Origin of the sequence: Sphingomonas longa (genome assembly GCF_016892685.1) — a bacterium.
In the GTDB taxonomy this organism is placed as follows: Bacteria; Pseudomonadota; Alphaproteobacteria; order Sphingomonadales; family Sphingomonadaceae; genus Sphingomonas; species Sphingomonas longa.
Window position 1 is genome coordinate 590695 of record NZ_JAFEMC010000001.1, and the last position, 19878, is coordinate 610572.

Below are 19878 nucleotides of genomic sequence, written 5' to 3' on the forward strand. Positions count from 1 at the left end.
CAGCGAGGAGGCGTGCGGCGAGCTTTGCGGGTGACGGCTGATTTCAGTGGTTCGCTTGCCCAGCGACGATCGCGGCGATCTAACTGGCAGCATCGGCCCGCACCATCAGGTCTTGGACAGCCGTCTAGGGACGCTGTGCGCAAAGCCCGATGCCGCGTCCGGTGAGCGATGCCCACAGCTCGCGCTTGGGTGCTGCCAGCCAGAGCACCCCCTTCAAGCGGCAGGGCCGCATGGCGCGGACGATCTCCACGCCGCCGAGATGCCGCATGGCGAGATCGACCGTCACAGCCTCATCGTCGCGGATGCGGGCGACGACGATGTCCCCGCCGTGTTCGTCGACGCGCCGGAACATCTCCGCTGCTCCCAGCGTCATCGGTGAGCGTGCGGCGAGCACAAGCATGTGACGCTCCTAGTAGCGAACCCGGACATCTGTCCGGATCCACGTATCGGGATAGGCGGCGTGTCCGCGATCGGCGCGGTGACGTAGCGCAGCAGCGCGGCGAGGCCGCGGTCAGTCGGTGCAAGGATCTGGAGCAAGGAGGAACGTTCTGAGTGAGATGACCCTGGACGCGTGTCCAGGAGAAACCCTGCCGATCTTTTCATCGATCTTCCCGGCTGCGCCCTCTCTCGCTCGTACCCTCTTGTACCCTGCTCGCCGCACGCTGATGTTTGGTCGGCCGGCTTCGGACTTGACCATGAGCCACACGCTAGTCGCCGAGGATCTCGCCCAGCCTTTCCAGCTGAGCCAGCGTCGCATCCGGCGTCGTCTGGAACACGGCGCTTGCACCGATGAACCAGGCGATCAGCCGCGGCACCCGCGCATCACCCGGATTGCAGCGCGACGTCAGCAGGGCCTTGATCTGCAGACGCCGCTGGAAGATGTGGCTGGTGACAGTGTTGACACCGTCGATCCGGGTGGTGACCAGCGCCGCCACGCGCATCATCAGCATGGGCAGGGTGCCCGGCTCCTCGAACAGGGTACGACAGCGCTCCTGCATCTCGCCGATGTGAAGACGCGGCGGATCATCAGGGCGCAGCAGGGAGGCTTCGAACCTGTCGAAGATGTGGTCGACGAGCAGTCGTTCGCGCTCGCTCTCGGGCAGCAGGTTGGCGACCATTGATTTGCTGAGACCAGTCCTCGTTGCAGATCGCGCACGGTGAGCCCGGCCCGGCCGCGGTCGACCATCAGCAGCGCAGCCTCCTCAAGGCATCTCTAGGTCTGTTCGGCTCTGTTCGCCATCTTGGCTATGAGGATTAGCCGCCGCTTTACAGGACGCGAATGGCGTCAGAGTCCCAGAGGAAAATAACTTCATCTCAGCCGCAGCGCGGGTAAAACCCAATGACGTCAGCGAAGCAGGTCGGGAGGATGAACTGCCGATCTGACGCATGCTCCGGGATTCAGCGCTGCAATTGGGAACCGTTCACGCGGCCCTCGCCTCCCGCCACCTGCCGGAAGCACCTCGAAGCCCCAGCTGCGCGGGCCAGGCGGTGTCAGCAAGCCAGCTGGCCCAACCGGCGGCAACGATTGCGCGAGCGCCGGGTTTGGTCAGGTCGCCGAAGGCTCCAAACGTGCATCCATGCGGCTGCCGCACGAACCACAGGCAGTGGATATATTGCTTGTTACTGCGCGCGGCGAGAGCCGGCACGTGCTGGACGAGATTGGTCGCGAGTGACAACAGATGAAGACATCCGCCGGATTTTTCGAATGGAACGAGGTCCGGAAGATCAACCAGCGTATGGTCGTGCAGGTGAACGCCTGACCGCTTCCCGCAATCCAGCGAGGTTGATCTTAAAACATTAGATATGTCTCCCGCGAACGCCACTCCCAAGAGCTTATGAACAACCGCGGGTCCGAGGCTTGTAATACGCACATGGCGCCGCGATGATTTCCCCGACCCTTCTGTCATAAGAGGAGCGATGCGGAGAGATTATGCGCAGTCAGTCGCTTCTCGTCGTCCTTGGATCAGGCTTACTCCTGGCAGCCGCTGCTGCGCCTGCGTAGAACATATCCCAGTCATTGCCTGTGGATCCCTTCCTGCCCCCCTCCCCCCCGGTCCCAATCCATAGCCATATCCGCCCGGTACGCTGAAGGCAGGAAGCCTCCCGGCCTTCAACCCGTCAGCCGAGGACATCAAAAGCGGAGCGGAGGTCAACAGCATATACGAACCAGCCAGCGGGAGTCATCGCGCTGGTGGGCGGCGGTGAGGTCGTGGTGAAGACGGCGCACGGCGAAGTTCGTGTCCCGCTAACGGCATTTGGTAAAAGCGAGCGGGGTCTGCTGCTGGAGATCAGTGCTTGGAATCTGGAGCGGCTCGCGGCTGAGGGCTGAGGATGCGGACACGGTACGAGCGTAGGCCGTCGGTAGTGATCTCCTTCAGTAAGCCGTGACGCTACAGCGCTTTCTTTATGAAGGTCAGCGCCGCCGCGTTTTCACGCCGCTGGGTGACGTAGCTCTCCATCACCTTACCTTCGTGATCTACGGCTCGCCAGAGTAAGACCGTCTCGCCAATCAGCTTCACGTGCATCTCGTCCAAGTGCCAGCGCCAGTCACAGAAGTCACGCATGTGGCTGAAGCGCTTCCTGCGCACCTCACCTGCAATCAGCGGCCCAGACCTGATGCATCACAGCCGCACGGTCTAATGGCACATGTCGGTCCCGCGCTCGAACAGCAGGGTCTCCACGTTGCGCAGGCTGAGCGGGAGGCGGACGTACATTAGCACCACCAGCCGGATCACCTCCGGCGAGGAGTTGAAGCGGCGGAACGAACTGGCTGAATTGGGCGGGCGCGGCATGCACCGATCTTAAAAATACCGCATCACCGACGGACGCAGCTGGACTGACGGAGCCGCCGACCCCGTCGCCGTTATGTTACGACTGCGGTTCCTCTTCAAAACGGCGGATCGTCAGGTGACTGCCTCCTGTCGGTGTCCGCGATGATGAAGATCCGCTCCCCGCTCCGGTTATTGCCGACGCGTGCTCAGCCGACGGGGTTCGATGCCCTCGAGTCGATTTCGTTGATAATTGCGCAGGCGGGTGGTGCCGTCGGCACTACCTCGCCGGCGGTCAGGGCTAGCAGGTGGCTTGCCTTGTTGAAGGCTGGCCAAGCCGGGAGGCCGGACCCATTGGGGTCACCCGTCTTGACGAAGTTCGCCCAATAATCCGCCAGCGACACGGACCCCAGCCGCTGCGTCCCGAAAATATACGGTAGTTCGGCCGAGTGGCGAGTCATGCCGCCGCCCGGCGCGCCATCGAATTCGTAGCTCCAGACGCGTGCGCCTCTGGTCGCCAAACGGGTCGCGAGTTGCAGAGCGGGGCAGCGGAACGTCGCGTCGGTGGCGATCTGCTGGTCGCGGGTGCCGCGGCGCGGATCGGCTGCGGGGTCCGGTCGGTCAAGGCGGTAGTGCGCGCGCGCTGCCGCTTCGTGTTCGCCGTAGGACAGGGCGATGAATGCGTCGCGGCGGGTCGTGCCGCCGGGGAGGTCCAGTTCGAAGGCGTTGGTGCCGATCAGCACGTCACGAGACGGGGCAGCGGCGATCAGCGTGCTAGGTTCGGCGGGGAGGACGGTACCGTCGACGGGTCGCGCGCAGCCAGCGATAATCGTTGTCCGTCAGCTTGGCGTCATGCAATTGCTGCCCGGCAGCGACGATCGCGGCAGGCGCGGCGGACCGCAGCGCCGTGACATCGCCGTTCGTGCCGAGCAGCCGATCGAACTGATCGCCTATCCGCAACGCCTGTTCGCGGCTGCGCGTCGGCAGGCCGAACTCCGGCGTCCCGCTCTCCAGAATCGCGCGGTGGAACAGCCCCCGCGCCGCCGGGACGGCGAGCAGCAGCCCCACATCCTGTGCGCCGGCACTCTCGCCCGCGATCGTCACGCGATCGGGATCGCCGCCGAAGCGTGCGACGTTGTCGCGCACCCAGCGCAGCGCCGCGACCTGATCGAGCAGCCCGAGATTGCCACTGCCGGGCAAGCCGCGGTGCATCAGGAAGCCGAGCGCGCCGAGCCGGTAGCGCACCGCGACGACGACGATGCCCTTGGCGACGATCGGGGAGGCCGCCATCTCGCCCGGTGAGCCCGCGATGTTGCTGCCGCCGTGGATCCACACCAGCACCGGGCGACGGCCGCTGACGGAGCCGGTGCCGACATCGAGGGTCAGGCAATCCTCCGACTGGAAGACGAAGTCGTGGTGGTTCCACCCGAAATCCGCCTGCGGGCAGGCGGGTGCGGGCGCCGTCGCCGTGCGGACGCCGCGCCATGGCGGCGGCGGCGCAGGCGGTGTCCACCGCCGCTCGGCGAGCGGCGGTGCGGCGAAGGGGATGCCGCGAAACACAAGCCGGCTACCGCTAGCGTCGCCCTGCACCGTTCCCGCCGTCGTCCGCACCGTTTGCGCCGCGGCGGGTACCGAAGCGACCGCGCAGACGATTGCCAGCAGCCGGCCGATCACCGGACCGAAACCACCGCGTCGGGCACGTTCCAGCCGCGCAACGTCAGGCCGGGCGTCGCGGTGACGATCGCCGGATAGCGCACGGTCAGCGTCTTCGCCTCGCCCGGCAGCAGCGACACGTAATTGTCGCTGTAATAGGCCGGCAGGATACGCTTGCCCGCGCCATCGACCAGCGTCAGCTTCGCGTTCAGCGCCGGGATGGCGGTGTCGTTCGACAGCGTGACGGTCATCGCGCGATCCTCGCCCTCCGTCCTCGGCGCGGTGGCCCTCGCCGTCAGAGCGACCGGCGCGAGCGCGGTGAGGTTGCGGTAAGCGGCGGTATCCTTGCCCCGCCAATAGAAGTTCTCCGACACCGGGTTACCGTCCGCATCGCTCAGCGTCAGGCTGACCAGCACCATCGGATGGCCCGCGAACAGCCGGTCGAGCGGCACCGCCGCCAGCGGGGTGGCGCGGTTGGACAGGGCGTCGACGCGGTCGGTGCGGGTGAACAGCTCGCTATTGTCAAGCCCGACGACGCGGACTTTGGCGGTCAGCCCGCGTCGGTCGTCACGCGTGGTGTTCAGCACCACCAGTTCGTTGCCGGGCAGGTTCAGCTGCACATGCAGCGGCTCCACCGCCTTCTTCGCCCCGTAATAAGCGGCGTGGGTGTCGTAATCCCACGAATAGATCTGCCATGCGTTCGACGGCCAGGCGGGGTGGGTCATCCACAGCAACCGCCCGGAATTCTTGGTCCAGAGGTGCCCCTGATACCCCTCGTACATCGCCTTGTGCGTTTCGAGGTTCATCATCTGCGCCTTGCGCTCGAAATCGGCGAAGTCTGTGCCCGCGCCGAACATCGTGTCCAGCGTCTGCATGAACGTCCTGGTGTCGCCGTTCCCGCCGAAATGCCAGTCGTGATAGGCGAGTACGTCGCCCAGCGGCCATCGGTCGGCGGCGGGGACGTAGGACGCGATCGATTCCTCCGTCGAGAAAGAGGGCGTGCCCGTCTCGACCGAGAAGCCCGTCGCGAGATCGGTGAAATAGCCGACCGGCGGGCGGTAGTTGTACGGCCCGGAGCCTTGGAGGTTGACCGAATTGGAGCTGCCGGTGAACCAGCGCGTGCCGTCCAGTTCGAACACCGCCTTGTCCAGCCCCTCGTTCAGGGTCGGGTAGGGCACGCCTTCGTTGCGGCCGAACCACAGGATGATCGACGGGTGGTTGCGGTATCGGCTGATCGTGTCGCGCGCATTGGCGAGGAACAGGCCGGGATCATCCGGCTCGATCTGGAAATTCTGCGTCGACTGCCAGAAGTCGTTCAGGACCATCATGCCGTTCTCGTCGGCAAGATCGTAGAACTCCTCCTCCGAGTTGTTGCCCATCCAGTTGCGGATGATGTTCATATGCGCCTCCTTCTGGAGGCGGAAGAACGGCTTCAGCCAGTCGTAGCTGACGCGTTTCATCGCGTCGTCCATGCCCCAGTTGCCGCCGCGTGCGGCGATCTTCACGCCGTTGACGCGGATCGCCAGATGCGGCTCCGGCAGCGTATCGGTGATCGCCGTCACGCCCTTTGCCGTCTCGCCGGCGGGGGTCAGCGATTCCGACCAGCCGGTCGGGCTTTCCTTGATCGCGGCGTGGCGCACGTCGATCAGCTTCGTGCCCGCCAGCGCGCCGTCGGTGGTCTGCACGTTGACCCGGCGCAACGCGCCCTTCGCGTCGAACAGCGACAGGTCGTAGCTGACCTCGCGGATGCCGAAGCGATCCTGCTTGCTGTCGGACAGGCCGGCGGCGTCGCTGACCTGATACGACACGTCGTACAGATGCGGCTCGCCGTAACCGTTCGGCCACCACAGCCGGGGATTGGCGACAGTCAGTTGCCGGAACTCGGCGGGCGTGAACGCCACCTCGCTACGGCCGGTGGGTGCGGTCACGGTCTTGTCGACGGTCACCCCCTCGAACGCGACGCGGACGGTGACGGGCCTGGCCGCACCGTCGTTCTGGATCGGCACGGTGACGTACACGTCGGCACGATCGGTGCGGGGCAAGGGCAGGTCGGTGACGACATGCGGGTCGAGGATGCGGATGTCGCCGTGCGCGACGAGCTCGACCGGCCGCCACAGGCCTGTATTACGATCGCGGATGCCGGGTATCCAGTCCCACCCCTCCGTCGCGACGAAGGTCGGGCCGTCGATCGCCAGTTGGCCACCGTTTTCGCCGACGCCGCCCTTGACCGATTGCTCATGCGGGATGCCGGGATGCGGCGGCGGCGAGACGCGGACCGCGATCACGTTCTCCCCGGCGACCGGGGTGTAGTCGAACTGGCCGCGGATGAACGCGCCGCGCGTGTCGCCCAGCCGCCGGCCGTTCGCCCACATCTCCGCCGCGTAGTTGACGCCGCCGAACACGATCGTCAGCCGCTTGCCCGCCGCCTCTGCGGGGACGGTGAAGCTGGTGCGGTACCAGTAATCCTGCCGCGCCAGAGTCTCCGGGATCCTGAGGTTGTTCAGTCCGTAATAGGGGTCCGGATACACGCCGCGATCGACCAGCGTCTGAAGCACGGTGCCGGGCACCGTCGCAGCGCGCCAGTTGTTGCCACGAACGCCCGGTCGCGAGAGTGTCGCGCCGTCGCCTTTCACGTCCGGCGCGGCGGCGAGTTGCCACCCGTTGATCTGCCAATGGCCGGGCGCGGTCGGCTGCATTGCGGGCGCGGTCGACACCGGCTTGGCGACGGGCGCGGTGTAGGCGTCGCCCTTGCTCTGCGGCAGCGTCCACGCATCCTGTTGCTGGGTCAGACCGATATTCGCCTGCTTCTGGAACGGCCAGCCGACACCGACCTGCCATAGCTGGACGACCGCGAAGTCGGGACGCGCGCGGACCGTTGCGGCAACCTCTGTCGGCAACAGTGCAGTGTCGTGGACGGTCGCGCCGACCAGCGTGCCGCCAAAATGCGTAGCGCCGGGCTCCGCGGGCGCGACCGCCAGCGTCGGTGAGACGGCGGTGGAAGAGGCACGTGTCCCGCCGACGCGGCGACCGTCGACGTACAGCGACAGGGTCGTACCATCGGACACCGCCGCGACATGCGTCCAACGTCCGGCGGCGAGCGCCGGCCCCCGCAACGATGCCGCCCCGTCGCGCGCGACGATGCGACCACCCGCGATCGTCAGCATCCGCGCGCCGTCGCCACTGCCGATCGCGATCAGCGTAACGGTGCCGGTCTGAACCGCATCGGCGCGGACCCATGTGGCGATGCTGTACGGCGCGCCTGCCGCGACGAGGCGTTCGGCGCCCTGCAACGGACGCGCGATGCCGATACCCCCGGCGAGGAAGCTGGCGTTGTAGGGGCCGCCGTTGGTCGGCACCGCCGCCAGCCCGGACCCGGCGGCCAGCGCGGCAACGAAGGCCGTGATTCCGTGACGAGCGCGCATGTTCCAGACGGTCATTTCATTCCTCGGCTTCATGTTCGGGTGGTGGGGTGTTGCGCTAGCCCGCACGCACGCGGTCGAGAAAGCGAGCATGCGGTTCGGCGTGGGTCAGCGTGCCCGCGATCGCCGCCTTCATCCGCGCGAAGGTGTCGGCCAGTTCGTCATGGTTGAACTGGTCGGCCAGCGGTGAATGGCGGGTGGGGAGGTCGTCGAACCCGGCATACATGCTGAGCCAACTCGGGTCCTGAAACGTATCCCACTCGTTTCGCACGAACTCGCCGCCCGCGCGCCACGCGTCCAGCTTGATCTGGAGATTGTCCGGCGGGGTCAGCGCGCGCATCCGGTCCCAGAACGGTTCACCTGCGCGCCGGTTCGACCAGTAATGCAGGAACAGGAAATCGCGCAGCCGCTCGAACTCCAGCGTCGATTGCCGATTGTAGGTGGCGGCGAGCCGTGGGTCCATCGCCCGGTCGGGGAACAGCGCGACGAGCCGCTCGAGGCCCGACTGGATCAGCGTGATGCTGGTCGATTCCAGCGGTTCTAGAAAGCCCGAAGCCAGCCCCAGCCCAACGACGTTGTGATCCCAGAAGCGCGCGCGGTGGCCGGTGGTGAAGCGCAGCTTGTTGGGGTTCGCCAGCGGCTCCCCCTCCAGCGAGGCGACCAGCATGTCCTCCGCCTGCTGGTCGTCCAGATGGTCGCTGCAATAGACGTGGCCGTTGCCAACGCGCTGGCGCAGCGGGATGTGCCATTGCCACCCGGCGGTGCGCGCGGTGGCGGTGGTCAGCGGCTTGTGCGTCGCCACCGCCGCCTTGCACGGGATCGCAACGGCGCGGTCGCAGGGCAGCCAGCGGCTCCAGTCGACATAAGGCACGCCCAGCCCCTCGCCGAGCAGCAGGCTGCGGAACCCCGAACAGTCGATCCACAGGTCGCCCTCGATGCGGCGACCATCCACCAGCGTCACCGCCGCGACGCGGCCGTCGCCGTGGTCGCGCACGACTTCGACGATCCGGGCATCGATATGCGTCACGCCGTTGGCCAGTGCGAGGCGGCGGAGCAGGGCGGCGAATTTCGATGCGTCGAAATGCACCGCGAAGTTGAACACGCCGAGATCGTTCTGCGGTCGGTCGTTGGGTGGCAGGAACAGCCCATGCTCCGCCAGTTGCGTGGCAAGGCAATATTTGCCGAGCGGCGTCGGGTCGCCCGCCGCCCGCTGCTTCAGCCAATAATGGTGAAATGCCACGCCGCGCGCGGGCACGCCGTACAGGCCGAATGGGTGGAAGAACGCGTGGCCCCGCTCGCGCCAGTCGGCGAAGCGGATGCCGTATTTGATCGTGCCCTCGGTTTCGCGCAGCACGTCCGGCTCGCCGAGTTCGACGGCGGCGAAGAAGTCGCGGATCGCGGGCACGGTCGCCTCACCGACGCCGACGGTGCCGATGGCGCTGCTGTCCACGACGGTGATCGCCAGTCGCAGGTGCGCCAGTTTGCGGGCGAGATAGGTTGCGGCCATCCACCCGGCGGTGCCGCCGCCGACGATGACGATCGAGCGCACAGCCGGGCGTGCCGGGTCGGCCTCGGGGTAAGCGGCGGTGGAGTCCATGCGCGTCGCTCCGTCGATCAGAAGGGAGGGCGGATGGTGCGCCACTCCGTCTCCCAAAAAAAGCGCCGCATCGACGGTGAGACGATGCGGCGCAGGTGGGAGGGTCAGGGCGATCAGAACTTGACGCGGACACCGCCGATGAAGCGGCGCTCGTAGATGTTCTCGAACAACACCTGATCGCTGTACGTCAGGTAATAGCGCTCGGTCTCACCCGTCAGGTTCGAAGCCTGGCCGTACAGCGTGACATTCGGCAGGATGTCGTAGCTGACTGACGCGTCCAGATAGCTGGTCGGCTTCTGGTACTGCGCCAGCCCGCCGATCCCGCCGTAATCCGACGAGACCAGACGCTTCGAGCGGTAGTTGTAGGCGACGCGCGCCTGGAAGCCGTACTGCTCGTACCACAGGGCGGCGTTCGCCTGATGCTTCGAATTGTCCTGGAACGGCTGCTTGTTGCCGGCCAGATCGGTGCGGCCCGCATCGCCGAGCGAAAGCGTGTAGTTGGCATCGACGCCGAAGCCGCCGAAGAAGCCGTTGACGCCGTAATCGGCCAGCGACTGACGGGCGGAAACTTCCGCACCCTTCAGCGTGCCACCTTCACCCTGACCGATCGTGTTGATGACGACCGGACCGCGGATCACGCCGTCATTGTCCGGAATATCGTTCCGGATGTCGGTGCCGTTGGTGATGAAACTGTCGACCTTGATATAGAACACGCCCGCCGCGATCAGGCTCGACCGGCCGGTGTAATATTCCAGGCTCGCTTCGGCATTGTCGGCGCGCCACGGATCGAGTTGTGGGTTGCCGTTGGAATTGCCGCCCTGCGCGCGGAAGATCGGCGGATTGACCGACGTGTCGATCGCGTAGTTGACGTTGAGACCACCGCCCCACTGGTCGAGGTTCAACAGCGTCATCGTCTTCGAATAGGCACCGCGCAGGCGCAGCTTGTCGGTGATGTCGAACGCGATGTTGAACGCCGGCAGGAAGTCGGTGAAGTCACGCTTCGTATAGGCGTCCCCGATGTCCTGACCCGAAAGGCCGTAAGGCTGCGGCGCGCCGACGATGTTCTGACGGACGGTGAAGCGCGTATTGACGACGCGCAGGCCACCATTGGCGCGGAACGGCAGGCCAAGCAGCTCGCCCTCCCCGCTGACCTCGGCATAGCCGGAGATTTGCTTAAGATCGATGCCGAACGAGTTCGCCGGATTGATGTTGTTGATGCTGCCCGGATAGAAGCTGTTCTGGAACGACTCGGAATCGTCCATCGCCTTCGGATCGAGGACGTAGAGCGGCGGGGTGCCGGCGGCGGGCAGCGAATACTGCTTGATGATGCCGGCGAACTTCGGATCGTTGGCGAGGCGCGTGTAGCCGGCCGTGTAAGGCACGCCTTGCGCATCACGCACGCTGCACGACGGATCGTTCAGGTTGACGTCGAACGCCTTCCACTTGACGAGGCAGCCGCCCGCAGGATTGGCGGGGTTGTCGGTGTTGCCCGCGTAGAAGGGCGACACCCGCTCGAACGTAAACTGCTCGACGCTACGCTTCCCGTAACGGCCACCGAACTTCACGGTCATCTGCTCGTTCGGCTTCCACTCCGCATCCGCGCGGAACGCATAGATATCGCCGTTTTGGTAGACGTTGTTCTCCGACGAGATCGTCTTCAGGCCATAGCGCGAGACGTCCTGCGTCTGGGTCAGGAATGCCTGCGGGAAGGTGAAGACGGGCGCGCCGCTGGAATAGTCCACGGTCGCCTGCTGGCTGTACGGTGCGTAGCCGGTCGGATTGAACTGCACGTCGCCGCCGATCGAGGCGGGATAGTTGCCGACGCCGTTATACGCCCACTGCGTACCGTTGGTCAGGTTGAACTGCGCGTAGGACTGGTCGGACTTGCGGCTGGCCTTGCCATAGATGCCGCGAACGGTGGCCTTGAAGTTGCTGCCGTTGTCCCAATCGAGCTGCAGATTGTAGTTCTGCGACTCCGACTTCACCCGGAAGGTTTCCGAGTAGCTGTCGAACGCGGGCATGTCGTACTGGAAGGTCTGCACCGTGTTCAGGTTGAACCCGTTTACCACCGCACCCGTGTCACGCGAATTGGTCGGCAGGAACGGTGAGGTTTGCCAGCTGATGTCCTGGAACTGGAAACCGGCGGTGCGGTCATACTGCGTCTGACGAGTGTAGAAGCCGTCCGCGGTCAGCTTCAGCGCATCGTTGATCTGGAACTGGAGCGAGGCATTGGCACCGAACCGCTCGCGGCTGGTGATGCGGTTCCAGGCAGTGTGCGACTGCGGCGTGATGAAGGCGTCGTTCGCGTCGCCGTCGCCGTTCACGTCGTAGCCGACGATCGTGCCGGCACCGTTGCGCACCGGCGTGCCGCGGCTGACCTCGACACCGTTGACGAAGTTGCCAATCGCGAAGTCGCCCTGATTGGTGGCGCTGCCACCCTCGTTGCGCAGGGCGACGCCGTAATCCTGGATTCCGCGGAAGCTGTTCGACAGGTCGAGGTCGCTATAGGCGGCCGAGACGAGCAGGCCGACGCGGCCGGCATTGTACGATATCAGGCCGTTGAACGACGGATTCCACTTTTCGGTGCGGTCGCCATACTGACCCTCCGCTGCCGCCGACATCGTCAGGCCGCTCTTCAGGTCGAAGGGGCGACGCGTCAGGAGGTCGATCGTACCGGTCAGGCCCGCCTGCTGGAGCGAGGCGGTCGGCGACTTGAAGACGGTCGCGCCGGAGAAGAGCTGCGACGGGATGTCGGTGAAGTTCGGCTGCACGGACGTAACCGAGTTCGCGCCGAGGAACTGCTCGCCGTTCATCAGCGTCGTGACCTGCGGCAGACCGCGGATGTTCACCGCGCCGCCTTCGCCCGCCTCGCGGCGGATCTGCACGCCCGGAATACGCTGGAGTGAGTCGGAGATCGTCACGTCCGGCAGCTTGCCGATGTCTTGCGCGCTGATCGCTTCGACAACGCTGTCAGCATTGCGCTTAACTTCGATCGACCGCGCCTGGGAAGCCCGGATGCCGGTGACGACGATGTCGGTTTCTTCGGCCGACTGGTCGGGGGCCGCAACCGGGTCCTGACTGGTTGCCGGCGCGTCGGGCGTGTTGCCCGTCGGTATCGTCGTCTGTGCGCCTGCGGCCGTCGCGGCCAGCACGGCAAGGCCGAGCACCACCGGCGACGCGGCCGACAGCAGCACCTCGCGCAGACACAGCTTCTTGGAACTACCCGTCATCATCATCCTCCCACATCGACGTCGTTAATGCCACCGGCACACGCCGCTCTCATAAGCAATTTGGTTTATTCATTCGGAGCTAAGCATTGTCAAGCGCACTGGAAGTGTTTCGTAAAGGGTGCGAAATCTTCGGCATGCTTGCCGGCCCGGCGATCTGGGCTGCCTCCCCGGCATGAGCTGAAATCCGCGCAGGGCAACACGTGATGTGTCTAGGTGTATGATCCCGTGGTTGATGGTGCGATCCTTCTGCTGGAATGGAAGGAGGCCGTGTGGGACAAGTTCGTCATGGGAGCGCCACGATCACGCCCGCCGTCTGAGCAGCAATACGGCCGTCGCAAGCTTCGCTCGCGACGCTGAGCCGTGAGTTGGGGATCAACCCAAGACAGTCGCGAAGTGGCGCAAGATGGCAACGGCCGGTATCTGAAGACCGGTCAAAGGCCGCTCGCTCAACAACCCTGACGCAAGCGGAGGAGACAATGGTTGTGGCGTTCCGCCGACACACGCTGCGGCCGTTGGACGACTGCCTCTACGCGTTGAAGCCACCGATCTCGCACCTGACCCGGTCAGCTGCATCGTTGCCTCCAGCGGCACGGCGTCTCCCGCCTGCCGGACATCGAAGGCGACAAGGCCCTCTTGAGCGAAGTCGAAGGGAGCATTCAGTTTGCCGAGCAGCCCCGTTCCCTCACCGCCCTGATCGCGTCAGATGCGCTTCGACATGATCTGCTAGGCGGACGGCATTGAGCATCGGCTCACGAAACCGGACCACCTGTGGACCATGGCCCGGTTGAGCAAATGAGCCGCACCATAAAGAAGGCAACCGTCGAACGCTTCCACTACGGGGAGCCACGGCAAGTTGCGGACGCACCTCGGCGACTTGATGGCCGCCTATAATTTAACCCGCTGGCTAAAGACGCTCAGCAGCCTCACACCCTACGATTACATCGCCAAGATCTGGACGTCAGCGCCAGACCGGCTCATCGTCCACCCGATCCACCAGATGACGGGACAAAACACCTAGTGACTGATTATGCGGCAGCGGGCGATGACGTACCTTCCGATATTCCGCGTTTGGAAAAGCCTTTTTGGCAAGTTGATCTTGCCGCTCGGGTGAACGACCTGCTGCGCCCTACTCCCGACTCCACAGCACATCTGCACGTCGTGAAATAGACACTTGGTTGACACTAGCATTGCCACTTGGACGTGAAAGACGGAGCCGCTGACCGCGGCTCCATTGACTGATTGGATGTTTTCTGAGGCCAATCATCTGACGGGAGGCGTCGTCTTCTTGGCATCGTGCCTCCAAGACGTGATGACACACAAGCGGTCACTCCGCGCCTTAATCCAGCCTCCCACAACGAGACGTCCGTTGCATCCGAGGCGAGCGGCCGCTCTGAAGCGAGCCACGGCTTACGATCGTCTGGTCGCGCAAGCCGTCAATGGAGCTCGGCCCCACCTGACGAAGGTCGCGATCATACGGGCACTCCTCTACGCCTCAATGTGCCCGAAACCAGCTACGTGTGGGCGTAGAGCAGCCATTGCCGCAGCAGCATTGTCACCTCTCCCGGCCTCTCCATCGGTGAGAGGTGGCCGCAGTGATGCAACTCATGGAACTTCGCAGGGGGAATGCGGTCGGCCAGTTCGCGCGCATCGGCGGGCAAGCAAATCCGGTCCCGATCGCCAACTGCGACGAGTGTTGGCACGTGAACCGCGGCGATGGCGGGTTCGATATCGGGCCGGGCCAACAGCGCGCGCTGCTGACGCTCGAACACATCGGCACCGACTCGTTCCGCCATCGCCTGTACCGGCCCGCTGATGATCGATGTCAGCATCGGGTCGGAGTGCGGCGCGGTCGCCAGCATGCCCTGCTCCCCTACCGTTCGTGGCCGCATCTGCATCGTCGCGCGGGTGCCGAATAATGCGATACGATCGATCCGGTCCGCCGCCTGACGCACCATTTCGAGCGCGACGTAACCGCCCAGACTAACCCCGGCGACGGCAAAGCGCGGCGGCGCATAGGCCAGCACGCGAGCCGCCATGCCGGCCAGTGTATCGTCCACTGTCAGATCACCCAATTCAGGATGCGCGACGTCGCCGAGATCGACGACCTGTCGCGCCCACAGTTGCCCGTCGCACCCCATCGCGGGAAGCAGAACCAGCGGCATCGGCTTGTGGATCATGATGTGGGTTCCTCACGGGTTGGACGGAAGGCGAACGGCGCCGCGACGAGGACGATAACGACGCGGGCGAGGTGGTGGACGATGACGACGCCGGGTTCGAGCGCGAGGCTGAGCGCGACCATGCTCATCTCCGCCAACCCGCCCGGCGAATAGGCGAGCGCCAGCAGCGCTGGGTCGAGGCCGGTGGCACGGCCGAGGATCAGCGCGAAGGCGAAGGTGAGCGCGAGGAGGATCAGCGTCGATCCCGCTGCCAGCGCGAGTATGCGGACGAACGCGCGCAATGTCAGGCCGCCGAACCGGCAGCCGATCGTCGCCCCCAGCCCGACCTGCGCCGCGGCGAGCAGCCAGCCGGGCACGCGGAAATCGGTGATGCCGGTCGCGTGCAGAGTCGCACTGACCGCGAGCGGTCCCATCAGATGCCAGGCCGGCAGGCGCAGCGCGCGGCCGATCAGCAGGCCGACGATCATGCTGCCGCCGCCCCAGAGCAGCAGGGACACGTCGGGCCACGCCGATGCCGCGGTCACCGGGGTCGCCGGCACCGCGGCGGGGGCGTGGACGTGACGGATCACGAACGGCAGGGTGAACACGACGAGGAATATCCGCGCGGCGTGTATCAGCCCGACGGTGCGCTCGTCCGCACCACGCTCCCCACCCATCAGCACCATCTCCGCGATCCCCCCGGGCATGCCCGCGAAGTAGGCGGTGGCGGGGTCGAAGCCGGCGACGCGCCGGAACCATGCGACGCAGGCCAACGCGGCGATCCCGAGAAAGACCGGCAACATCGCCAGCGGCAGCCACCATTCGCGCGCCGTTTGCCACAGGCCGGGATGAAAGGAGCAGCCCAGCACCACCCCGATCACCGCCGCCATCGGCCGGCGTGTCGCCGCGCCGGCCGCGACCGGCAGCCCGGCGATGCTGGCGAGCGCACAGGCCGCCATCGATCCCAGCACCCAGGGGAGTGGCGCGCGGATCGCCACGAACGCGGCGCCGCCCGCCGCACCCACGGCGACCGCCGCCGCGAAGCGTAGGACGATGCGCGCGGCATCGCCGTCCGGGACGAAGCGCCTGCTCATCCGGCCCCCCTCGCCTTTCTCCTCCTCACCCGATGAAGGGGAAGGCGAGGACCAGCATGCCGACCACCGTCATAACCGTGCATACGAGAATGGCCGGCACCAGCGTGAACCGCTGGTGATCCGCCAGATCGACGCCGGCGAGGCTGACGAGCAGGTAGGTCGACGGAACCAGCGGGCTGAGCAGATGGACCGGCTGCCCCATCAGCGAGGCGCGCGCGATCGCCATCGGCTCCACCCCGTAATGCGTCCCCGCCTCCGCCAGGATCGGCAGCATCCCGAAATAGAAAGCGTCGTTCGAGATGAAGAAGGTGAACGGCAGGCTGAGCAGCGCGGTGATCGGCGCCATGTACGGCCCCAGCGCGGGCGGGATGAAGCCGACGACCTCCTTGCTCATCGCCTCCACCATGCCGGTGCCGGCCAGGATGCCGGTGAAGATGCCCGCCGCGAAGATCAGCGATACGACCGACAGCACGTTGCCGGCATGCGCGGCGATCCGCTCCTTCTGTTCGGCGACCTGCGGATAGTTGACGATCATCGCCACCGCGAAGGCGAGCATCATCAGCACCGACAGCGGCAGGATACCCGATACCAGCCCGGCGAGCAGAAGCACCGTCAGCGCGGCGTTGAACCAGCGCAGCTTCGGCCGGCGCGCCTCCGGGAACTGCGACACGGCCATGCCGCTGAATGCGGTCGGCTCGTTCGACTTCACGTGGCCGATGCGCGCGCGCTCCTTGCGGCCGAACCAGATTGCCAGCCCGACGAGGAAGGCGAGCCCCGCGAGCATGCCGGGGATCAGCGGCAGGAACAGTGTTGCCGGATCCAGCTTCAGCGCGCTTGCCGCGCGTGCGGTGGGCCCGCCCCAGGGGGTCAGGTTCATGATGCCGCTGGTCGCCATCAACAGGCAGCACAGATACAGTCGGTTCATGTCGTACCGCTTGTACAGCGGCAACAGCGCGGCGATCGTGATGATGTACGTGGTCGACCCGTCGCCATCCAGGCTGACCATCGCGCACAAGGCAACGGTGCCGATCAGGATCTTCAGCGGGTCGCCGTGGACGAGGCGCAGCAGCCGGTTGACCAGTGGATCGAACAGGCCGGTATCGGTCATGATCGAAAAGAACAGGATCGCGAACAGCAGCATGACGCCGGTCGGCGCGAGATTCTTGATCCCCTCGATCATCATCTCGCCGACGCCGCCCGCAAAGCCGGCGATCAGTGCGAAGATGGTGGGGACGACGATCAGCGCAACGAGGGGTGTCATGCGCTTGGTCATGATAAGGGTCATGAAGGTGGCGACCATCAGGAAGCCGTACAGGGCAAGGCTCATGCGATGCTTCCTCGATAGGTGGTGGAGCCGGACGGCATCAGAAGGTCACCGCGACGCGCGCACTGACGGTTTCGCCGTCGTCGGGGCCGATGAAGGCGCCGCTACGATTGTCGGTGTTCCAGTGGATCGCGTTGACCTGAATGCGGGTGAAGCTGTTGAGATACCAGTTGACGCCGACCGTCGCCGCCCAGCCCTCTCCGCCGGTCAGCAGGTCGGTATAATCGAGGTTCTCGTAGCGCGCGGTCAGCTCGATCGCGCCCGGCCCGCCCTCGAACAGGGGGTCGAGCACGCGCGGCTGTCCGAAGCTGCCGAGGCGCGGATTGTACGGCGGCAGGTCGCCAGTGATGAACCAGCCACCCGACAGGCTCCACGCCTTGCTGACGAAATCCGGTCGGCCACCGTCGAGCCGTGCGTTGCGTCGCCCGGCCTCTCCCATGATCCAGACCGGTCCGGCATAGCCGCCCAGTTCCGCGCCATAGCCGGTGGTGCCGGTGCCGCCGGTCAGCGGCCCGCTCGACACGCGCAGCGCGCCGTTGAAGCGACCGCCGATCACCGTGTTGCGGGTCAGCGTCGTCGCCGCGCTCGACAGCGACTCGTCGAAGCCCCACAGGCCGAGGTGGAGCACGCCGCGATCGGTCTTGATCGGGTTCCAGTGGACGCGCCCGAGCAGCGTGCGGCTGTCGCTGACCGCCTGATTGCCGTCGACACGGTCGCCGGTGATGGTGAGCGACGCGTGCCCGGTCTTCCAGAACAGGCGCGGCATGATGCCGAGACCGTAGAAGCCGCGTTGCGGGATGATCGCGGTGGAGACGGTGCTGCGTTCCATGAACGGCGTCGAGTCCGACCCCGTCGACCCTTCGAACGCGCGATCGTTGAACAGGTGGCCGGCGCGCACGTCATAATCGAGGCCGGGCGCTATGCGGTTGCGCCAGCCGATGAAGGCGGTGACGACATCGACCTCGTTCTCCGAAAAGTCGCTCTCGAACTGATAGAAGAAGTGCGTGCCGACGCCGCCTTCCAGTCCCAGCCGCAGTGCGCGCATGCCGGTGGTGGTGATGTTGCGGTCGTCATATCTCGACCCGAAGCTGGAGCTGACATCGGTCAGGATGCGGCCACGCGGCTTGAACGTGTAGACGCCGTCGGCCGAGTGGAACACCGGCAGGCCCGCGCCCCACTCGGTGGTGACGCCGGCATCGTTCGCCTCCCGCGCCCGGCCGACGTCGCGCTCGGCCGGTCCGGGCGGAACGAGTTGCGGCGCGAACGGCGCAGTGACCTGAGGGCGACGGGTCTGCTGCGCGACCTGCACCGGCGCGGGGGCGCTGGCGGAGGTGGTTGCCACCGTACCTGGGGTGGCGGGCGCCGGCATGGCCGCGATCTGTTGCGCGCCCTCCAGCCGGTCGAGACGCGCCTTCAATGCCGCGATCTCCGCGGCCTGCGCGCGGACGAGGGTCGCCAGTTCGTCCGCGCTCGGCGTCTGGGCCAGCGCCGGGGTGGCGACGACGAGCGCGATCAGCGCGCAACCGGTTCGCAACAGGGTCATCGTATGTCGGCTCCTTCGACGAGGATGGCGTTCCAGTCGGCGAGGAAGCGCCGACGCTTGATCGAATCGAGGTTCACGAGCAGCTGCGGTCCGACGCGGATCGGCCGGGCCCGGTCAGGCCCCAGTCGCGGCGCGCGAACGTCGGCGCGGACCGGCAACAGCCATTGCCGCGCGAGCAGCGGCTGACCGGTGCGGGACAGCAGGAAATCGAGGAACAGCTTCGCCGCGGCAGGACGGCGGGCGTTGCGCGCGATGAACGCGACGCGCGACGCCACGAGCACGTAGTCGCGCGGAAACACGACCCCGATCCGCGGGTCCTTGCGCGCGCGGGTCAGCGCATAGGGACCGACGACGTTGTACGCGATCGCGGCGCGCCCGGTGGCGACGGCATCCAGCATTGGTTCGGTCGTGCGCGACAGCAACGGTCGCGTCGTCGCCATCGCCCGCAACAGCGACCCTGTGTCGCGCGTGATCGCGTAATCCTCCGTCAGGTACAGATACCCGACGTTGGACCGCGCCGGATCGTAGGTTGCGACGCGGCCATTCAGAGCGGACCGGCGATCCCGCAACAGCCGCTCGAACGCCTCATGCGTGCGCGGCACGCTGGCCGACGGAATCAGGCGCTTGTTGTAGACGAAAGCGACAGGCTCCGACGTGACGCCGTAGCCCATGTTCTTCCACACCGCGGCCGGCGGCAGCGCCGGCTTCTCGGGGCTTTGATAGCTTTGCGCATAGCCGTCGTTGATCAGCTTGGCCTGAAGATCCATCGCGGACGACCAAACCAGATCGGCAGTCGGCCGGTGTGCGCGCGTTTCCGCCACCACCCGGCGATAGATGTCGCTCGATTCGAGTTCACGGTACTGGACGATCACGCCGGGATAGGTGCGGCGGAACGCCGCGATCACCGCCGTCATCGCCGCAGCATCGGCATTGCCGTAGACGCGGACGCCGCGCTCGGCGCGCGCCTCCGCGATCAGCGCGTCGTAGGATCGTGGATAGCCGGCGGGCCGCTGCGCCGATGCGGGCACGGCGAGGCAGAATACCAGCATTAGCAAGAACAGGGGACGCATCGTTCAGGCTCCTCTCGCTTCCCG

At 66.0% G+C, this 19878-nt stretch carries 13 protein-coding genes and 2 pseudogenes; 2 read left to right on the forward strand and 13 right to left on the reverse strand.

All coding sequences use genetic code 11. The features are described from left to right. Positions 1-124: 124 nt before the first annotated feature. The 8 genes and pseudogenes from ILT43_RS02850 to ILT43_RS02890 all read right to left on the reverse strand — a co-directional run bounded on the left by ILT43_RS02850 (position 125) and on the right by ILT43_RS02890 (position 12667). The gene (locus ILT43_RS02850) at positions 125-400 is read right to left on the reverse strand and encodes a hypothetical protein (protein ID WP_204194058.1); all 276 of its coding nucleotides are present in this window, start codon (positions 398-400) and stop codon (positions 125-127) included. Between the two features lie 307 nt (positions 401-707). Further along, the gene (locus ILT43_RS02855; protein ID WP_204194060.1) at positions 708-1118 is read right to left on the reverse strand and encodes a hypothetical protein; all 411 of its coding nucleotides are present in this window, start codon (positions 1116-1118) and stop codon (positions 708-710) included. Between the two features lie 1275 nt (positions 1119-2393). Then, positions 2394-2792: pseudogene (locus ILT43_RS19820) on the reverse strand (DDE-type integrase/transposase/recombinase); the annotation flags it as partial. A 185-nt stretch (positions 2793-2977) separates the two neighbouring features. Further along, the gene (locus ILT43_RS19655; protein ID WP_204196123.1) at positions 2978-3598 is read right to left on the reverse strand and encodes a carboxylesterase family protein; all 621 of its coding nucleotides are present in this window, start codon (positions 3596-3598) and stop codon (positions 2978-2980) included. Beyond that, positions 3543-4442: a carboxylesterase family protein gene (locus tag ILT43_RS19660; protein ID WP_204194064.1), complete on the reverse strand. Its 900-nt coding sequence runs from the start codon at positions 4440-4442 to the stop codon at positions 3543-3545. The genes ILT43_RS19655 and ILT43_RS19660 overlap by 56 nt, the downstream gene beginning before the upstream one ends. Further along, positions 4439-7858, reverse strand: coding sequence for a glycosyl hydrolase 2 galactose-binding domain-containing protein (locus ILT43_RS02880; protein ID WP_204194071.1), 3420 nt, complete (start codon positions 7856-7858; stop codon positions 4439-4441). The genes ILT43_RS19660 and ILT43_RS02880 overlap by 4 nt, the downstream gene beginning before the upstream one ends. Before the next feature lie 40 nt (positions 7859-7898). Next, entirely contained in the window at positions 7899-9437 is a 1539-nt protein-coding gene (locus tag ILT43_RS02885) for a tryptophan halogenase family protein (RefSeq protein WP_204194073.1), read from the reverse strand. 113 nt (positions 9438-9550) lie between these two features. Beyond that, positions 9551-12667 (reverse strand): TonB-dependent receptor, encoded by a 3117-nt coding sequence (locus ILT43_RS02890; RefSeq protein WP_204194074.1) that lies wholly within the window; start codon positions 12665-12667, stop codon positions 9551-9553. Between the two features lie 323 nt (positions 12668-12990). On the opposite strand from ILT43_RS02890, the pseudogene ILT43_RS19825 reads away from it, so the two are divergent. Together ILT43_RS19825 and ILT43_RS19830 are read left to right on the forward strand one after the other, a co-directional pair. After that, positions 12991-13294, forward strand: a pseudogene (locus ILT43_RS19825) (IS481 family transposase); the annotation flags it as partial. 226 nt (positions 13295-13520) lie between these two features. Then, the gene (locus tag ILT43_RS19830; protein ID WP_425530281.1) at positions 13521-13685 is read left to right on the forward strand and encodes a hypothetical protein; all 165 of its coding nucleotides are present in this window, start codon (positions 13521-13523) and stop codon (positions 13683-13685) included. A 493-nt stretch (positions 13686-14178) separates the two neighbouring features. Here ILT43_RS19830 and ILT43_RS02900 read toward each other — a convergent pair whose 3' ends face one another. From ILT43_RS02900 to ILT43_RS02920, 5 genes are read right to left on the reverse strand one after another with little or no spacing between them, the layout of a single operon-like run. Further along, a complete protein-coding gene (locus ILT43_RS02900; protein ID WP_204194076.1) occupies positions 14179-14844 on the reverse strand; it encodes an alpha/beta fold hydrolase in 666 nt (221 codons plus the stop codon). Next, entirely contained in the window at positions 14841-15917 is a 1077-nt protein-coding gene (locus ILT43_RS02905; protein ID WP_204194077.1) for an AbrB family transcriptional regulator, read from the reverse strand. The genes ILT43_RS02900 and ILT43_RS02905 overlap by 4 nt, the downstream gene beginning before the upstream one ends. 25 nt (positions 15918-15942) lie before the next feature. After that, entirely contained in the window at positions 15943-17244 is a 1302-nt protein-coding gene (locus ILT43_RS02910; RefSeq protein WP_204194079.1) for a CitMHS family transporter, read from the reverse strand. 37 nt (positions 17245-17281) lie between these two features. Further along, positions 17282-18784: an OprO/OprP family phosphate-selective porin gene (locus ILT43_RS02915; protein ID WP_204194081.1), complete on the reverse strand. Its 1503-nt coding sequence runs from the start codon at positions 18782-18784 to the stop codon at positions 17282-17284. Further along, positions 18781-19854: an ABC transporter substrate-binding protein gene (locus tag ILT43_RS02920; RefSeq protein WP_204194083.1), complete on the reverse strand. Its 1074-nt coding sequence runs from the start codon at positions 19852-19854 to the stop codon at positions 18781-18783. The genes ILT43_RS02915 and ILT43_RS02920 overlap by 4 nt, the downstream gene beginning before the upstream one ends. Between the last annotated feature and the right edge of the window lie 24 nt (positions 19855-19878).